The 15,283-nt window shown below is 62.5% G+C and carries 16 protein-coding genes; 9 read left to right on the forward strand and 7 right to left on the reverse strand.

From position 1 onward, the window contains the following. Positions 1-100 precede the first annotated feature (100 nt). Positions 101-1,018, forward strand: coding sequence for a DMT family transporter (locus RPG13_RS24630; RefSeq protein WP_095482870.1), 918 nt, complete (start codon positions 101-103; stop codon positions 1,016-1,018). Between the two features lie 36 nt (positions 1,019-1,054). Next, entirely contained in the window at positions 1,055-1,186 is a 132-nt protein-coding gene (locus RPG13_RS24635; RefSeq protein ID WP_280953341.1) for a hypothetical protein, read from the forward strand. A 678-nt stretch (positions 1,187-1,864) separates the two neighbouring features. On the opposite strand, the gene metF is transcribed toward RPG13_RS24635, so the two are convergent. Together metF and RPG13_RS24645 are read right to left on the reverse strand one after the other, a co-directional pair. Further along, positions 1,865-2,782, reverse strand: a complete 918-nt coding sequence (gene metF / locus RPG13_RS24640; protein ID WP_095482871.1) for a methylenetetrahydrofolate reductase [NAD(P)H] — start codon at positions 2,780-2,782, stop codon at positions 1,865-1,867. Beyond that, positions 2,782-3,804 (reverse strand): ArsR/SmtB family transcription factor, encoded by a 1,023-nt coding sequence (locus RPG13_RS24645; RefSeq protein WP_095482872.1) that lies wholly within the window; start codon positions 3,802-3,804, stop codon positions 2,782-2,784. The genes metF and RPG13_RS24645 overlap by 1 nt, the downstream gene beginning before the upstream one ends. Before the next feature lie 143 nt (positions 3,805-3,947). On the opposite strand from RPG13_RS24645, the gene tsaA reads away from it, so the two are divergent. From tsaA to RPG13_RS24665, 4 genes are all read left to right on the forward strand, one after another. Beyond that, the gene (gene tsaA, locus RPG13_RS24650; protein ID WP_337126248.1) at positions 3,948-4,469 is read left to right on the forward strand and encodes a tRNA (N6-threonylcarbamoyladenosine(37)-N6)-methyltransferase TrmO; all 522 of its coding nucleotides are present in this window, start codon (positions 3,948-3,950) and stop codon (positions 4,467-4,469) included. Next, on the forward strand, positions 4,466-4,777 hold the full coding sequence (locus tag RPG13_RS24655) for a DUF2293 domain-containing protein (RefSeq protein ID WP_095482874.1): 312 nt from the start codon (positions 4,466-4,468) through the stop codon (positions 4,775-4,777). Before tsaA ends, RPG13_RS24655 begins: the two co-directional genes overlap by 4 nt. A 120-nt stretch (positions 4,778-4,897) precedes the next feature. Further along, a complete protein-coding gene (locus RPG13_RS24660; RefSeq protein WP_095482875.1) occupies positions 4,898-5,857 on the forward strand; it encodes a D-amino acid aminotransferase in 960 nt (319 codons plus the stop codon). 224 nt (positions 5,858-6,081) lie between these two features. Then, positions 6,082-6,924, forward strand: coding sequence for an SDR family oxidoreductase (locus RPG13_RS24665; protein WP_095482876.1), 843 nt, complete (start codon positions 6,082-6,084; stop codon positions 6,922-6,924). 56 nt (positions 6,925-6,980) lie between these two features. Here RPG13_RS24665 and RPG13_RS24670 read toward each other — a convergent pair whose 3' ends face one another. From RPG13_RS24670 to ettA, 4 genes are all read right to left on the reverse strand, one after another. Further along, positions 6,981-7,598 carry an MOSC domain-containing protein gene (locus RPG13_RS24670; protein WP_292648418.1) on the reverse strand — a complete coding sequence of 206 codons (618 nt, stop codon included), beginning with the start codon at positions 7,596-7,598 and terminating at the stop codon, positions 6,981-6,983. 142 nt (positions 7,599-7,740) lie between these two features. Continuing rightward, positions 7,741-8,862, reverse strand: a complete 1,122-nt coding sequence (locus RPG13_RS24675) for a beta-ketoacyl-ACP synthase III (protein ID WP_337126249.1) — start codon at positions 8,860-8,862, stop codon at positions 7,741-7,743. Between the two features lie 95 nt (positions 8,863-8,957). Next, a complete protein-coding gene (tam, locus tag RPG13_RS24680; RefSeq protein ID WP_337126250.1) occupies positions 8,958-9,746 on the reverse strand; it encodes a trans-aconitate 2-methyltransferase in 789 nt (262 codons plus the stop codon). 47 nt (positions 9,747-9,793) lie between these two features. Beyond that, positions 9,794-11,443 carry an energy-dependent translational throttle protein EttA gene (ettA, locus tag RPG13_RS24685; RefSeq protein WP_095482880.1) on the reverse strand — a complete coding sequence of 550 codons (1,650 nt, stop codon included), beginning with the start codon at positions 11,441-11,443 and terminating at the stop codon, positions 9,794-9,796. A 40-nt stretch (positions 11,444-11,483) separates the two neighbouring features. Here ettA and RPG13_RS24690 point away from each other — a divergent pair, with 40 nt between their 5' ends. Next, positions 11,484-11,687 (forward strand): hypothetical protein, encoded by a 204-nt coding sequence (locus RPG13_RS24690; protein WP_095482881.1) that lies wholly within the window; start codon positions 11,484-11,486, stop codon positions 11,685-11,687. 18 nt (positions 11,688-11,705) lie between these two features. Further along, positions 11,706-13,001, forward strand: a complete 1,296-nt coding sequence (locus RPG13_RS24695; RefSeq protein WP_095482882.1) for a GGDEF domain-containing protein — start codon at positions 11,706-11,708, stop codon at positions 12,999-13,001. Between the two features lie 27 nt (positions 13,002-13,028). Here RPG13_RS24695 and RPG13_RS24700 read toward each other — a convergent pair whose 3' ends face one another. Further along, positions 13,029-14,042 carry a ribonuclease T2 family protein gene (locus RPG13_RS24700; protein WP_095482944.1) on the reverse strand — a complete coding sequence of 338 codons (1,014 nt, stop codon included), beginning with the start codon at positions 14,040-14,042 and terminating at the stop codon, positions 13,029-13,031. 205 nt (positions 14,043-14,247) lie between these two features. Here RPG13_RS24700 and RPG13_RS24705 point away from each other — a divergent pair, with 205 nt between their 5' ends. Then, the gene (locus RPG13_RS24705) at positions 14,248-15,183 is read left to right on the forward strand and encodes an alpha/beta hydrolase (protein ID WP_337126251.1); all 936 of its coding nucleotides are present in this window, start codon (positions 14,248-14,250) and stop codon (positions 15,181-15,183) included. Positions 15,184-15,283: the final 100 nt, after the last annotated feature.

The raw sequence follows: 15,283 nt of genomic DNA on the forward strand, positions 1-15,283 counted from the left end.
CCACCGATCTGGTTTCGGGTGGCCCTTGCCATCGAACAGGATATGGCCTGAACAGACGCTTGATTGGCTTGGCATTCAGGGCCATCTGGGAGGACGATCCATGGCGATCACAACCACGACTGTAATGCGCGGCCCAATGGCCCTGAAAGACTGGGGGCAGCTTCTGCTGCTCGGTGCGATCTGGGGCGGCTCGTTCTTCTTTGCCCGCATTGCCGTTGCTGAGCTCCCCCCGCTGGTGCTGGTGCTGTTTCGCGTCGCCATCGCAGCGCTGGCGCTGCACCTCTATCTTGGCCTGCGCGGCCCGTCCTTCCGCCTCGCCTTGCCGCATGCCGGCCTGTTCTTCCTGCTGGCGCTCGTCAACAACGTCATTCCCTTCTCGCTGATCTTCGCCGGGCAGACCGAGCTTGGCGCCGGTGTCGCCTCGGTGCTCAATTCGACGACGCCGTTCTGGACGTTGATCCTCGCCAACGCGCTTACATCAGACGAAAAACTCTCCTGGAACAAGCTTGCCGGCATCGCGCTCGGCATCGTCGGCACAGCGGTGATGATCGGTCCCGGCCTGCTTGCCGGGCTCGGCGGACCGGTCTGGGCAAAATTCGCGCTGATCGGCGCGTCGCTGTCCTATGCCGTCGCCCTGATGGTGGCCCGCCGCTTCAAAGGCGTGCCGTCACCGATCATCGCCACCGGACAATTGACCGCCTCGACCATCATCATGATCCCGGTCGTGCTGCTCGGCTATGGTCCCGCCAACCTGTTTTCGGCCTCGCCGCCGGTCTGGGCGGCGGTGTTAGCGCTGGCGTTGCTGTCCACTGCCTTCGCCTACATTCTCTATTTCAACCTCGTCGCTTCGGCCGGCGCCACCAACGCCTCGCTGGTCACGCTCATCGTGCCGGCCAGCGCCATCCTGCTCGGTTTCCTGTTCCTGGGCGAACGGCTTGAATTGTTCGAGCTCGGCGGCATGGCGCTGATCGTGCTCGGCCTCGTAACCATCGACGGCCGCATGTTCAGCCGACGGTAGCGTCATTCCTGCGACATCGGTTTCGGGAACGACGGGTTGGCTCAGATGAAGCTGCGTCCCGATCGGTCGGTTCATGAGGTCGGCGAGCGGCACAGCCTGGCCTTGAGCGAGCACGCCCCCCTGCTCCACCTGTATGATGTCATCGGGGAAGACGTCGTCGATCCGTAGTACCCGCGACCCTTCGTAGAACCTGCTCATCAGTTGGCACCCGCGGGATTTTCGACGAGGACGGGGCCGGCGATCGGCGGAGCTGGAATGGTTGCTGTCATGGTTCCAAACGCGCCCTTGCAGACCGGACGTTGGCTAAACGCCTCGTGTTACATTGCTTTACGCTGGGTCAAGATAAAGCAAGCCGCGCATCGGGACAGTCGTCATATGCCGACTGTCGGCAATCCTGATTTCAGAACCGAAAGTCCGCGCAAAAGACGAATCCGGCTTTTGGGCCGACGCGGTAGCGCTGCCATCCTCGATATTGCCCAGGCTTCGCCACAATTTATTCACAGGTCCGAAGCCGGCTTTTGCCGAAGAGTTTCAATGCCTAACGGCAAAGAGCCGGTCGCAAATTCCACAATGTCGTCGCATTGCAACATATTTTCCGCTTGCCTGTGGCACAAATGACCCTAGACTCTGGCCATAGCTCTTTAAGAGGAGGCTATGACATGGGACTCACGAGGCCAATCAACGCATTGATGATTTGTGCTGCATTTGCATTTATCGGAGCCCTGATTATGGGCTTTCTTCCGTAAGACCCGCCAAGCGACGGAAGGCCAGCACCGAATAGTTCCAACTCATTGAAAAGGCCGGGTTTTTACCCGGCCTTTTTGGTTTTCAAAACGGCGATAGAGATTACGCCGCGGCAGACCCCGCAGCTTCCGCCTCATGCGAGCGGATGCCGATCATGTGGCAGATGGCGAACACCAGATCGGCGCGGTTCATGGTGTAGAAGTGGAAATCGCCGACCCCGCGCTCGACAAGGTCGAGCACCTGCTCGGCCGCAACGGCCGATGCCACCAGCGCGTGCGTCTGCGGGTCCTTCTGCAGCCCGTCGAAGCGCTCGGCCAGCCATGCCGGCACCAGCGCGCCGGCGCGCGACGAGAAATTGGCCACCTGGGTGAAATTGTGGACCGGCAATATGCCCGGCACGATCGGTATGTAAATGCCGGCCCGCCGCGCCCGCTCGACATAGCGCTCATAAAGATCATTGTCGAAGAAGAACTGGGTGATCGCCCGTGTCGCGCCATTGTCGACCTTGCGCTTCAGCATGTCGATGTCGGTGGCGAAATCCGGGCTCTCCGGATGCTTTTCCGGATAGGCGGAGACCGAGATGTCGAAATCGCCGACACCTTTCAGCGCCCCCACCAGTTCGGCACCGTTGGCGTAGCCGTCCGGATGCGGACGGTAGGCGGCGCCGACGCCCTCGGCCGGATCGCCGCGCAAGGCGACGAAGCGGGTGACACCCATCTCGGCGAATTCCTGAATGACCTCATCGACCTCGTGACGCGCCGCGTTGACGCAGGTCATGTGCGCCGCCGGCGTCAGCGCCGTTTCGTTGAGGATGCGCTTGACCGTGCGCGCCGTGCGCTCTCGCGTCGAGCCGCCGGCGCCATAGGTGACGGAGACGAATTTCGGCTTGAGCGGCTCCAGCCGGGTGACTGTGTCCCACAGCCTTGCTTCCATCTCGTCGCTCTTCGGTGGGAAGAACTCGAATGAAACCCGGATCTTGTCGCCAATGTCAGGGCGGCGGGAGAAGCGGAACTGGTTCATCAGGCGGTTTCCCCTATCGGATAGGCATTGGCCGGTTGTGCGTGGCTGGAAGGATCGGCGATCAGCATGCGCTGGTCACGGCCGAGCCACAGCTTTACGGTGAGCCTGGCCTCGTTGCCGCCGCGCGGCTCGAATTCCTGGCTGTCCTCGAGGTCGAGCCCGGCCTCGGAAAACCACTCAGTGATCTGGCGGTCGGAAAAGCCGAGCCGCACATGCGCGTGTGCATCGCGCAGGAATTCCAGCGCATGCGGAGCGAAATCGACGATCACTAGCCGGCCTGCCGGGCGCAACAGCCGTGCTGCCTCGCGGATGGCGCGGGCGGGATCGTCGAGATAGTGCAGCACCTGGTGGATGGTGACGAGATCGAAGGCATCGCGCTCGACCGGCGGCGCAAAAATGTCGCCCTGGCGCACCTGCGCATTCGAAATGCCTGCCTTGTCGAGGTTGGCGCGCGCCACGGTCAGCATCTCGCGCGACATGTCGATGCCGACGCCGCGCCGGTAGAGCGGCGAAAAGATTTCGAGCAGCCGCCCGGTGCCGGTGCCGAGATCGAGCATCGACTGGAACGGCCGCTTGCCGACGAGCTTGAGCAGCGCTGCCTCCACGGCGCGGTCCGGCACATGCAGCGAGCGGATATGATCCCAGCTTGCGGCATTTACGGAGAAATATTCGGCGGCGCGATCCTGCCGCTTGCGCTTGACCGCCGCCAGCCGCTCGAGGTCACGCTCGACCTGCGGGTCGGCGCCACGGATGCTGGAAACCAGCCGCAGCACGAAATCGCGCGCCGCATCCGAATCCGACAACCGGAAGAAGGCCCACGAGCCCTCCTGGTAGCGGCCGATCAGTCCGGCTTCCAGCAGCAACTTCAGGTGGCGCGAGACGCGCGGCTGCGACTGGCCGAGGATTTCGGTGAGATCGGAAACGGTCAGGTCACCGCGCGACAGCAACGCCAGGATGCGCAGCCGGCTGGATTCGGCCGCCGCCTTCAATGTATCTACCATAGTGTCGAGAGCGACATGCATGCGAGCATTCTCTTTGAAAAAGATATAAACATATGTTTATGTCGATTTTGATGGCCTTGCAAGCGCTATGTCGCTTCCGGACAAGAAAATGACGCATGCGTGGTGGATTGCGCAAAGCTGGAAGCATGATCGAGGCGAAAACTATGTTCGAGACGCGCAACGGCGAAAAGCTTCTGGACACCGATCCGGCTGATATGCCGCCGGACGGCCATATCGTCTTCATCGGCCGTATCGCCTCGCCCTGGACCGCGCGGGAAACTTGCCCCAAGAACATGAAAGCCGCGCGGGAGACGGGACAGCCGGCGGTTCTCACGATCGACCAGCCCTATCGTAACGGACTGCTCGGGCTGGAGCGTGCCAGCCACGTCATCATCCTGTCCTGGCTCCACCACGCGCCGCGGGCCCTGATTGTCCAGAAACCCCGCCATGCGGCTGAACCGAAAGGCGTTTTTTCGCTGCGCTCCCCTGCCCGGCCGAACCCGGTCGGGCTGCATATCGCCAAGCTCGTCGCACTCGACATCGACACCGGCCGCATCGATCTCGACGCCATCGACGTGCTCGACGGCACGCCGGTCGTCGACATCAAGCCCTACTTCGCCTCGACCGACGCCTTCCCCGAGGCAACCGTGGCCGGACGGGACGAGCCCGGAAGGGTCGAACGATGAGCGCGCCGACCGGCCGCCGCCGGGCCATCGCCAAGGCGCTGACAGCCCTTCTGCCACTGGCGCCCTATGCCGACATGGAAAAGATCCGCGCTGACGCCGGCGCGGTGCACATGAAGACCTTGCCGCCGACGATCGCCGTGTGGCTGGCGACGACAGCCCATATCCGTCATGTGCACACCGACTACGAAAAGCTGCTGGCAGAAGGCTACGACCGCGACTCGGCGCGCTTCTTCGTGATGGAACAGATCAACGTTGTGCTGACCCGCTGGCGCGCCACGCGTCTGCTCGATGACAACGAGGAAGAATAGCTGGTTCTTCGATGGCCCAGCAGCCAATGGTCCAGTGGCAAGCCCAGCCTGTGTCTTGTGCCACCCACCGTGCCGCTCTATTCCGCCATCTGGTCGGCGAAAACGACCAGAGGGGGCGTGATGAGCAAGTCGATCGATCCGCAAGCCAACCGCCTGCCTGAGCTCTCCGCTCATCATCAAGACCCGCACTCCTATCCGGATGGCATTGCATTCCTGGACGGGCAATATCTGCCGATGTCGCAAGCCAAGATCTCGGTGCTGGATTGGGGCTTCCTGCATTCCGACGCCACCTATGACACCGTGCATGTCTGGAACGGCCGATTCTTCCGTCTCGACCTGCATCTCGACCGCTTCTTCGGCGGGTTGGAAAAGCTGCGCATGACGATCCCGTTCGACCGCGAAGGCGTGGCCGAAATCCTCCACAATTGCGTGGTGCTGTCGGGTCATCGCGCCGCTTATGTCGAGATGCTGTGCACGCGCGGCGTCTCCCCGACCTTCAGCCGTGACCCGCGCGACGCGGTCAACCGCTTCATGGCTTTCGCCGTTCCCTTCGGCTCGGTCGCCAATGCCGAGCAATTGCAGCGCGGCCTTCATGTGGCGATCAGCGACAAGGTGCGCATCCCACCGGCCTCGATCGACCCGGCTATCAAGAACTATCATTGGCTCGACCTGGTGCGAGGCCTCTACGACGCCTATGACCGCGGCGCGGAGACAGCACTGGTCCTCGATTTCAACGGCAATGTCGCGGAAGGCCCCGGTTTCAACGTCTTTTGCGTGAATGATGGCAAACTGTCGACGCCGGCCGTCGGCGTGCTGCCCGGCATCACCCGCCGCACCGTCTTCGATCTCTGCGCGGAGGCAGGACTTGCCGTCACAGCGGCCGATGTCAGCGTCGCCGCGCTGCGTCAGTCCGACGAGATCTTCATCACCTCGACCGCCGGCGGCATCATGCCGGTGACGGTGATCGACGGTGTTCCGGTCGCGGACGGCAAAGTCGGCGCGATTACCAAGCGCCTCATGGCGATGTATTGGCAGAAGCACGAGGACCCGGCCTGGTCGAGCCCGGTGCGCTATCCCTGACCCCTGACCGACATCTTCTGGCGTCGGGTCTCATCAACAAAATGTGCTCGACCTTGGAAAAACGGAGCGTGCTTCGTATATGCCGGAAGCGGAGCAGCCTCCGTTTAGACCATGATCCCGAACCGAAGGTCCGCGTCAGTGAAAAGTGGAATCCGGTTTTCGGAATATCATGGTCAGACAAGAACTCACAATCAAAGACCCGCAAGGGCAGGAACTGGTGGATCATGACATACAAGGTTTGGTTTATTACCGGATCGTCGAAGGGTTTCGGCCGCGTCTGGGCGGAAGCCGCGCTCGCCCGCGGTGACCGCGTCGCGGCAACGGCCCGCAATGTCGGCACGCTCGCCGATCTCGTCGATAAATATGGTGACCACATCGCCGCAATAGAGCTTGATGTCACCGACAAGAAAGCCGTCGATGCCGCCATTGCCGAAGCGCATGGCCGTTTCGGCCGGCTCGACGTCGTCATCAACAATGCCGGCTATGGCCATTTCGGCGCCATCGAGGAAGTCAGCGAACAGGAAGCCCGCGACCAGATCGAAACCAATGTGTTCGGCGCTCTTTGGGTGACCCAGGCCGCCCTGCCGATCATGCGGGCGCAGCGTTCCGGCCACATTATCCAGATCTCGTCGATCGGCGGCGTCAATGCCTTTGCGTCGCTCGGCCTCTATCATGCGTCGAAATGGGCGCTGGAAGCGTTTAGCCAGTCGCTCAGTATCGAGGTCGCGGAGTTCGGCATCCATGTGACGCTTGTCGAGCCGGGCGGGTTCTCCACCGACTGGGCCGGCCCGTCCGCCAAGGTTTCGAAGCCGATCGCTGCCTATGAGCCGGCCCGTGCCGCGATGGCGGAGCGCCGCAAGCGCTCGGTGGCTGGTGATCCCGCCGCCACCGGACCGGCAATGCTTGAAATCGTCGATGCGGCCGAACCGCCGCTGCGGGTATTCTTCGGCGATGGCGGCCTGCCGATGATCCGCCAAGAATACGCCAACCGCATCGCGCTCTGGGAAAAGTGGGATCACGTGTCCGTCATGGCGCAGGGCGAGAACAAGAACCGCAAGGCCGCCTAGAGGCGATCCGGAAATCGCTACGCCGCCATGGCGGCGTAGCCCCAGTCTCACCTGCCCTAAGCTCGGTAAATCCACTGCTCCGGCACGCGCACCGAAATCTCCTCGCCTGCCGTGATGCGGCCTGGCTTTTCGACCCAGGCGACGAGGCCGCGCAACCGCTTTGCCGCCTTCGGAAACAGCAGCGCGCCGGCCTCATGGTCGGCCATTCCGGCATTTTCGGCGACCGAGCGTCCGGCGATGCGGCAAGGCCCGTTCTGCGCGTCGACCTTGATGGTGACGCCGCCTTTGAAGAACAGCAGCGTGCCGGACGGCAGCATGGAGAGATGCGGCAAGCCTTCGATCAAGAGGTTGGCGCCGATCCACTCCGGCTTGATCTCGGCGATGCCCATCCGCTGGGCGACGATCGCCAGCTCGTCCGCCGCCACGACGGACAATTGCCGCTCGTTGCGCATTTCGGTACCGCGTGGATACCAGGGTTCGCGCCCGCCGGAGCGCCGCGTCGCGCCGGCGTGGAAATCGCCGTCGATGCCGTCGAAGCCAAGCCGCAATTCATTCACCGCGCGGGTCTCGAAATGATCCGATGGCGCGACGTAAAGCGCTGCCACCTGCGCGGCAAGCTTCCGCGCCGGGATGATTTCGATCGGATTTTCGGCCTCGGGGAAGAGATCCAGCATAGGCTTCGCTCCTTGCGTGATGCCGCGCAATTAGCCGCAGTCAGCTCATCAGGTCCAGTCTAAAGCGCTGATGCTCCGATCAAGGAGACTGATGCGATTGTACCGGCTCGTTCCAATGCTGACGCGTACGCGCCAAAATAGATCAGAGCATGCGCAATAGCGCCCCGCCAATCGAATAGCCGGCACCGAAGGCGCAGAGCAGGCCGTAGTCTCCGGCCTTCATGTCGGCGTGGTTCTCCGACAGGGCGACGATCGCGCCGGCGCCGGCGGTGTTGCCGAGGCGCTCCAGCACCATCGGCGCGCGGTCATGATCGACCTCGTGGCCGAACGACAGTTTCAGGATCATGGCGTTCATCCGCGCATTGGCCTGATGCAGCCAGAAGCGCCGGATCGCCTGCGGCGTCAGCCCGTGTTCGGCCAGGAACTCGACGATGAATTTATGCCCGGCAACGGTAACTTCCTTGAACACCTTGTTGCCGACCTGCTTGATCAGATTGCCTTCCAGATTGATCATATACGGATCGTCCTGGGCGGTGCGCGTGTGGTAGCCGAGATTGGTGCGGATATTGTTGGACATCTGCGTCCAGGTGCGCGTGTCGAGCACTTCAAAACGTCCGGGCCGCTTCTCGCCCTGGGCAAGCCCCCCGACGATCATCGAAACAGAGGCATCGCCGAAGATGAAATGCGTCTGCCGGTCGCGGAAATTGAGATGGCCGGTGATGATCTCGGGCGTCGTCACCAGCACGCGCCTACGGGCGCCGGCCCGCACCAGATTGACCGCAATGTGCAATGCCGCCGCCGCCGACGAGCAGCCAAGCCCCATGTCGAAGCCGGCGCCCTTCGTGCCCATCGCCTGCTGCATCTCGATGGCGATCGCCGGATAGGGCCGCTGGTGATGCGAGGCCGAGCAGATCACCAGGTCGATATCCCCAGGCTCCAGGCCGGCATGGTCGAGCGCTTTCCTGGCCGACGCGATGCCGAACTCGGCTTCCAACGACAGCGCATCGTCCGGCCGCGCCGGAATGCGCGGCGCCATGCGGGTCGGGTCGAGAATGCCTTCCCGCTCGATCACATGGCGGGTCTGCACGCCCGAAGCATGAACGATGAAGGCGCTGTCCGACTTCTGCAGCAGCGTCTCGCCCGTGGCCCGGCGGCGGACATTCTCCATGTCGACCCAGGCATTGAAGCTGCCGACCAGTTCTTCATTGGTGATCGAAGGCTCGGGGATTTCAACGCCGATGCCGCTGATGATGACGCGATGCATTTTCAGTTCGTCCCCATGCGCAGGCGTTGCGGCTTGATGTGGGCGCCGCGAGAGCTCGGCGCAACATCTTTCGCATCAAGCAAGTTTATGCGGGCTTAAATCAAGTGCCTGAGCAAAGCGGCGCGCCGCGCGACGATGAAGAGGCGAGGAAAGCGCAGCAGCACCTTGCCGTTCGCCGTCTTCGGATAGGCTTGCGCGATCGCTGCCGTGTAGCGGTTGAGGAAAAGCCGCCGCTCGTCCTCGTCGAGCGGATCGAGGAACGACTTCAGCCCAGTCGACTTCAGCCACTCGACGATGGCTTCGGCATCGGCCAGCGGGTGATTGTAGGCCGTGTGCCAGATGTCGAGCCGGTCGGAGAACGGCGACAAAAGATCGTAGTAGAACGATACCGGCGGCAGTTGCCCGCGCGCTGCATTCCTCAGCTTGTCGGCAAACGGCATTTCGGCCGCCGTCTCCCGCATCAGCCGGTGCGAGGGCTCGCTCATATTGTCGGGCATCTGCACGGCAAGCGCGCCGCCGGGCGCCAAAAATCCTATCAGCCGCTGCAAGATCGCCGGATGCTCGGGCAGCCACTGGAACACTGCGTTGGCGAAGATCACGTCGACCGGTTTTTCGGGCTGCCACGCCGCCGCATCGGCCAACTCGAAGGTTACATCAGGCAAACGTGCCCTCGCCTTCTCGATCATGTCGGGCGAGGTGTCGAACCCGCTGACCTGCGCGCTCGGCCAGCGTTCGACCAGCAATCCGGTCGAATTGCCAGGTCCGCAGCCGATATCGACCACCCGCTGCGGTGCCTCCACCGGCACCTGCGCGACGAGATCGCGCGACGGCCGCGTGCGCTCGTCCTCGAATTTCAGATATTGGGCGGCGGACCAATCAGCCATTTCAGCTCCTCAGGTCATTCGAGAATTCGCCGCCCGATATGCGCACTCTACCTCGTCAGCCGCTTATACGTCATCCTGTGCGGATTGACGGCATCGGGGCCCAGCCGGCGGATCTTGTCCTGCTCGTAATCCTCGAAATTGCCCTCGAACCATTCGACATGGCTATCGCCCTCAAAGGCGAGGATGTGCGTCGCCAGCCGGTCGAGGAACATGCGGTCGTGCGAGATGATGACGGCGCAGCCGGCGAAGTTTTCCAGCGCGTCTTCGAGGGCCGCCAGCGTTTCCGTATCGAGATCGTTGGTCGGTTCGTCGAGCAGCAGCACATTGCCGCCGGTCTTCAGCATCTTGGCCAGATGCACACGGTTGCGCTGGCCGCCGGACAGATTGCCGACCTTCTGCTGCTGGTCGCCGCCACGAAAATTGAACGACGCGCAATAGGCGCGGGTGTTGGCCTCGAACTTGCCGAGCTTGACCACTTCGGCGCCGCCCGAGATTTCTTCCCACACGGTCTTGGTTGGGTCGAGTGCGTCGCGGCTCTGGTCGACGTAACCGAGCTTGACCGTCTCGCCGACGCGGATCGTGCCGGCATCCGGCTTTTCCTGGCCGGTGATCATGCGGAACAAAGTCGTCTTGCCGGCGCCGTTCGGGCCGATGACGCCGACGATGCCGCCCGGCGGCAGCTTGAATTCGAGATCGTCGATCAGCAGCGTGTCGCCAAAGCCCTTCGACAGGTCGTCGACCTCGATCACCACATTGCCGAGCCGCTCGCCATGCGGAATGACGATCTGTGTGTCGCTCGGACGCCGCTTGTCGGCTGCGTCCAGCAGATCCTGGAACGCCTGGATGCGCGCTTTCGATTTGGTCTGCCGGGCCTTCGGGCTGGACTGGATCCACTCGCGCTCGCGGCCGATCGCCCGCTGGCGTGCGTCGTCCTCGCGGCCCTCCTGCTTGAGCCGCTTGGCCTTGGCTTCGAGATATTTAGTGTAGTTGCCCTCATACGGAATGCCGCGGCCGCGGTCGAGCTCGAGGATCCAGCCGGTGACATTGTCGAGGAAGTAGCGATCGTGGGTGATGATCATCACGGCGCCCGGATAGGCGCGCAGATGCTTTTCCAGCCAGGCTGTGGTCTCGGCGTCGAGATGGTTGGTCGGCTCGTCTAGCAGCAGAAGGTCGGGCTGGCGCAGCAGGAGCTGGCAAAGCGCGACGCGGCGGCGCTCGCCGCCCGACAGCTTGGTGACGTCGGCTTCCTTAGGCGGACAGCCCAGCGCTTCCATCGCCATCTCGACCTGTTGTTCGAGATCCCACAGGTTGAGCCGGTCCATCTCGTCCTGGAGCTTGGCCGACTCGTCGGCCGTGTCGTCGGAATAGTTCATCATCAATTCGTTGTAGCGCTCGATGATGGCAGTCTTGGCGGCGACGCCTTCCATGACGTTCTCGAACACGGTCTTGCTCGCATCGAGTGCCGGCTCCTGCGCCAAGTAGCCGACGGTCGCGCCTTCGGCCAGCCACGCCTCACCGCTCCACTCCTTGTCGATGCCGGCCATGATCTTGAGGATCGTCGACTTGCCGGCGCCGTTCGGACCGAGGATGCCGATCTTGGCATCCGGGTAGAAGGAGAGGTGGATATTCTCGAGCACCTTCTTGGTGCCATAGGCCTTGTTGAGGCCGGCCATGTGATAGATGAACTGGCGTGCCACGCGCGCTTTCCCTGAAAAGTCGACTGGAATGTCGGATTGAATGGAAGTTGCGCGCTATGTAGGCGATGCCGCGCCGAACGGCAAACTGTTTTGGCATTTGTGGCTCATCTTCGGGCCGAAGACGCTCATCGAACTGTCGCCGCTTTCGGTTCGCTGCATAGCCCGGCGCAAGCTCCGGTTAACCATTCCGCGTCAAAAAGGTGTCGGATGGGGAATCGCCGGCAAGCCGCGATTTCTGCGGTGAAAGATCGGATCGACGGCGTTGTTGAACAGTTGCCTGCTCCTTGCCGAAGCGGTTCTCTATTTCGGTGTCATGGTCACGCTTTTCCGGTTCAGGCACCGCATCGGCCTCGGCGTGTTTGTCTGCGCGCTCGGGGTCATGCATTTCCTCGAAACCTACCTCGCCAGCGTCTTTTACGTCGCGCTACCGTTCGGCATGGTTTCGCCCGGTTCCGCCGTGCTGTTTTCCGGCAAGCTTGTGATGCTCCTGCTGCTTTACATCAAGGAGGACGCGGCAACCGTCCGGCAGCCGATCTACGGCCTGTTGCTCGGCAATGCCCTGATGATCGGGCTTGTGCTCGTCCTGCGCCTGCATGAGATCGCACCGCTTCCCAGTGGCAAGCTTCCCGACATCGGCTTCATCGACCAGATGGGCTGGCTGATGGTGTGGGGCACGATGCTGCTCTTCGTTGACGCCATCCTGATCATCCTGCTCTACGAAAAGCTTGGGCGTTATCTTCGCAAGGCGCTTTTTACCCGCATCCTGGTCTCCGTCGCCTGCGTGCTGACATTCGACCAGGCTGGGTTTTTCACCGCGCTGCACTTCGTCACCGGCGCACCAATCGCGGTTTTCTTCGGCGGCGGGTTCGCCAAGATGGGCGCGGCGCTTGCCTACAGCATCATGCTTGTCGCTTACATCAGATGGTTCGAGGCGCGGCAGATCCCGGCCCCGCGCGGGCTGTCCGACATATTCGACACGCTGACCTACCGCGAGCGCTATGAGGCGCTGATCGAGCATGTCGGCCGCGACGGCCTCACCGGCCTGCTGCACAGAGGACGCTTCGACAGCGACGGCGAAGCGGCCGTTGCCGCCAGCCTGCGAACGGCCAAGCCGCTCAGCCTGCTGATCATCGACGTCGACCACTTCAAATCGATCAACGATCGCTTCGGCCACGCCGAGGGCGACAAGGTGCTGAAATCCGTCGCCGCCCTGCTCGGCGAGATTGTCGGTCCCGAGGATCAGGTGTTCAGGATCGGCGGAGAGGAATTCGCCATCCTCTGCTCACGTCCGCATTCGGTCGCCAGGCTGCTTGGCGAAAGCATCAGGCACGCGGTCAAGACATCCGCAAACACCAGCCGGTTCGACATCACCGTCAGCGCCGGCATCTCCACCGTTAGTGAGACAACCCGCTGCCTTGCCGATCTTTTTGCGCTGGCCGACCAGCGCCTCTACAAGGCCAAATCGACCGGGCGCGACCGCGTCGTCGGCGAACCGGGCGGCCACGAGGCCGACAGCCTCACCGCGTGGACCAGGTCAGGGCGCAGCGCCGAAGCATAATTTCCGGCCTGCCTGCTGGCTTGCCTGTTATTGGAATCCTGTGGGATCGACAACGCCTTTCGGGCAGCCGGCTTTGCTTGTCGGCGCGGCAGCCTGCATCAGGTCGCCGAGCCGACTGCTCGGACCGATTGGGCCGGTGAGGCCAAGCGTCAGCTCACCGATCAGCCGCCTACCACTCGTCGAATCGACCAGGCAGGATAGCCGGACCCGCTCACCTGCCCCGGCGCCAAACGCGCTATCGAAGGCACTGCGGATCTGATCCGACGTCAGTTGCTTGCCGATGTTCTTTGCAAACAGATCACGCACCGTTGAAGCATTTACCGCGCGCGTCAGGTTCAGCGCATCGGAAAAATACTCTTGCTGGCTCTTGCCGTAGCAGGTGCCATGCTTGATCCATTCATGTCTTTCCAAGTCGGATGCGGTGCCCGGCATCACCCGATCGAGCTCCGAACGCGTGTTCGGGGCGAGCTCGACCGGCGGCAGATCCTGCCAGTGCGCCGGATTGTCGTTCGCCTTGTCGGCCGCTGCCACCTGGCAATAGAAATTTCCGTTCGGCTGCGGCCACAGCCCGTGCAAAGTGAAATGCGTGGCGTCGAAACCGGCCGCAGTCTGCGCCTTGCATTCAGTCTTGCCGGGCCTGGTTTCGCAAAAGGCCGGCTGCCAGCTCAGCGCGAGGACATATTCGGGCTTTCCCGAAACCGGCGCAGCAGATTTGTCCCCTTCGGTCGGCACCGGCGCGGCCGTGGATGCGCTGCCACCCGAAACATGGCCGCAATCGACCTTCACCCATCGGCGCTCCGGATCCGCACCCGGCACGCGGATCAGATAATGCGTGGGAGCATCCTTGTTGCCGGCCAGAAGCTCGTAGCTCTGTCCCGCATCGGTCGAGATGTCGCCGGGGTTCTTGCCGCTCTTGATGGCCTGCGTCGCTGGACAGGTGGCGTCGGCTACGAAAGAGCCGCTCATCTTGACCTCGGCCCGCGCAGCACCCGTTAGCAACGCGGCGACAAGCGCCAATCCGAAAACAAGACCTGTCCGCATGCGCATAGAAGGACCCGGCTGAAAGATGCTGCGGCAACAGACTGCCGCCCTCTCTCGGTATCAAATTTTCCATGTCAGAATTGCGATACCGCGCGTTGCGACGCAAGAACAGCGTTGCGAAAACACCGCCAACGGATTGACGCAAAACCGGCGTCGGCGCACACAAACGCCGGAGGCGCGAAAACGCGTTGGAGACGAAGCGACAATGTCATTCAGCCAGCAGCGCGTGCTCCGATCGCCGACCGGTGCTGCGCTAAACCTTTATGTGAAACGCGCCGAGGGCCGCCCGCGCGCCGCTGTCCAGATCAATCACGGACTGGCCGAACACGCCGCGCGCTATGTCCGCTTCGCTACCTTTCTGGGTGAGCGCGGCTTCCATGTCTACGCCCATGACCATCGCGGCCATGGCGCAACCAAGGCGCCAGACGCGCCGCTCGGCCAGTTCGCTCAATCAGATGGCGGCGCCAAGGTCATCGCCGATGTCGCCGCCGTGCACGATCTGATCGCCGACGAACATCCCCACCTGCCCGTCATCGTGTTTGGCCATTCCATGGGCGGCCTCGTCGCCCTGAATTTCATGCTTCATCATTCGAACCGCCTGCACGCCGCCGCCATCTGGAACGCGAATTTTTCAGCTGGGCTCGCTGGCCGTGCCGCGCAAATGATCCTTGCCTGGGAAAAGTTCCGGCTCGGCTCCGACATGCCGTCGCGCATGCTGCCGAGACTGACCTTCCAGGCTTGGGGCAAAGCCGTCCCCGATCACCGGACGCCGTTCGACTGGCTGTCGCGCGACGCAGCCGAGGTCGACAAATACATCGCCGATCCGCTGTGCGGCTGGGATGCCTCGGTGTCGATGTGGCGCGATGTGTTCGGCTTTGTCTTCCAGGGCGCCGCCGACGCCAATTTTTCCGGCGTCCGCAAGACCCTGCCGATCTGTCTGGTCGGCGGCCAAAAGGACCCCGCCACCGACGGCGGCAAGGCAGTCAGCGACCTCGCTGGACGCCTGCACAGGATGGGCTTTTCGAATCTCGTTTCAAAGGTTTACGCCGAGACCCGCCACGAAAGCCTGAACGAAGTGAATCGAGATATCATCATGGATGATTTCGCCGCATGGAGCGACCGCGTGCTGAAACAAGCGTGATCAAGATAGGCATGGCCGACATTGACACAATCGGATTGGCCTATCTCAAGGACCGTGACAGCAGCACGCGGGATTGATAGTGCATGTTGCCCAAAAGTGC

It is taken from the genome of Mesorhizobium sp. ISC15 (assembly GCF_037162615.1).
Taxonomy (GTDB): domain Bacteria; phylum Pseudomonadota; class Alphaproteobacteria; order Rhizobiales; family Rhizobiaceae; genus Mesorhizobium; species Mesorhizobium mediterraneum.

What these genes read in the sequence shown, in the direction of transcription:
- RPG13_RS24690 (WP_095482881.1), top strand. Translation starts at nt 11,484, where the DNA reads ATGGAAGTTGCGCGCTATGTAGGCGATGCCGCGCCGAACGGCAAACTG.
- RPG13_RS24655 (WP_095482874.1), top strand. Translation starts at nt 4,466, where the DNA reads ATGAGCGCGCCGACCGGCCGCCGCCGGGCCATCGCCAAGGCGCTGACA.
- RPG13_RS24630 (WP_095482870.1), top strand. Translation starts at nt 101, where the DNA reads ATGGCGATCACAACCACGACTGTAATGCGCGGCCCAATGGCCCTGAAA.
- RPG13_RS24705 (WP_337126251.1), top strand. Translation starts at nt 14,248, where the DNA reads ATGTCATTCAGCCAGCAGCGCGTGCTCCGATCGCCGACCGGTGCTGCG.
- tsaA (WP_337126248.1), top strand. Translation starts at nt 3,948, where the DNA reads ATGTTCGAGACGCGCAACGGCGAAAAGCTTCTGGACACCGATCCGGCT.
- metF (WP_095482871.1), bottom strand. Translation starts at nt 2,782, where the DNA reads ATGAACCAGTTCCGCTTCTCCCGCCGCCCTGACATTGGCGACAAGATC.
- RPG13_RS24700 (WP_095482944.1), bottom strand. Translation starts at nt 14,042, where the DNA reads ATGCGGACAGGTCTTGTTTTCGGATTGGCGCTTGTCGCCGCGTTGCTA.
- RPG13_RS24645 (WP_095482872.1), bottom strand. Translation starts at nt 3,804, where the DNA reads ATGCATGTCGCTCTCGACACTATGGTAGATACATTGAAGGCGGCGGCC.
- RPG13_RS24670 (WP_292648418.1), bottom strand. Translation starts at nt 7,598, where the DNA reads ATGCTGGATCTCTTCCCCGAGGCCGAAAATCCGATCGAAATCATCCCG.
- tam (WP_337126250.1), bottom strand. Translation starts at nt 9,746, where the DNA reads ATGGCTGATTGGTCCGCCGCCCAATATCTGAAATTCGAGGACGAGCGC.
- RPG13_RS24675 (WP_337126249.1), bottom strand. Translation starts at nt 8,862, where the DNA reads ATGCATCGCGTCATCATCAGCGGCATCGGCGTTGAAATCCCCGAGCCT.
- RPG13_RS24665 (WP_095482876.1), top strand. Translation starts at nt 6,082, where the DNA reads ATGACATACAAGGTTTGGTTTATTACCGGATCGTCGAAGGGTTTCGGC.
- RPG13_RS24660 (WP_095482875.1), top strand. Translation starts at nt 4,898, where the DNA reads ATGAGCAAGTCGATCGATCCGCAAGCCAACCGCCTGCCTGAGCTCTCC.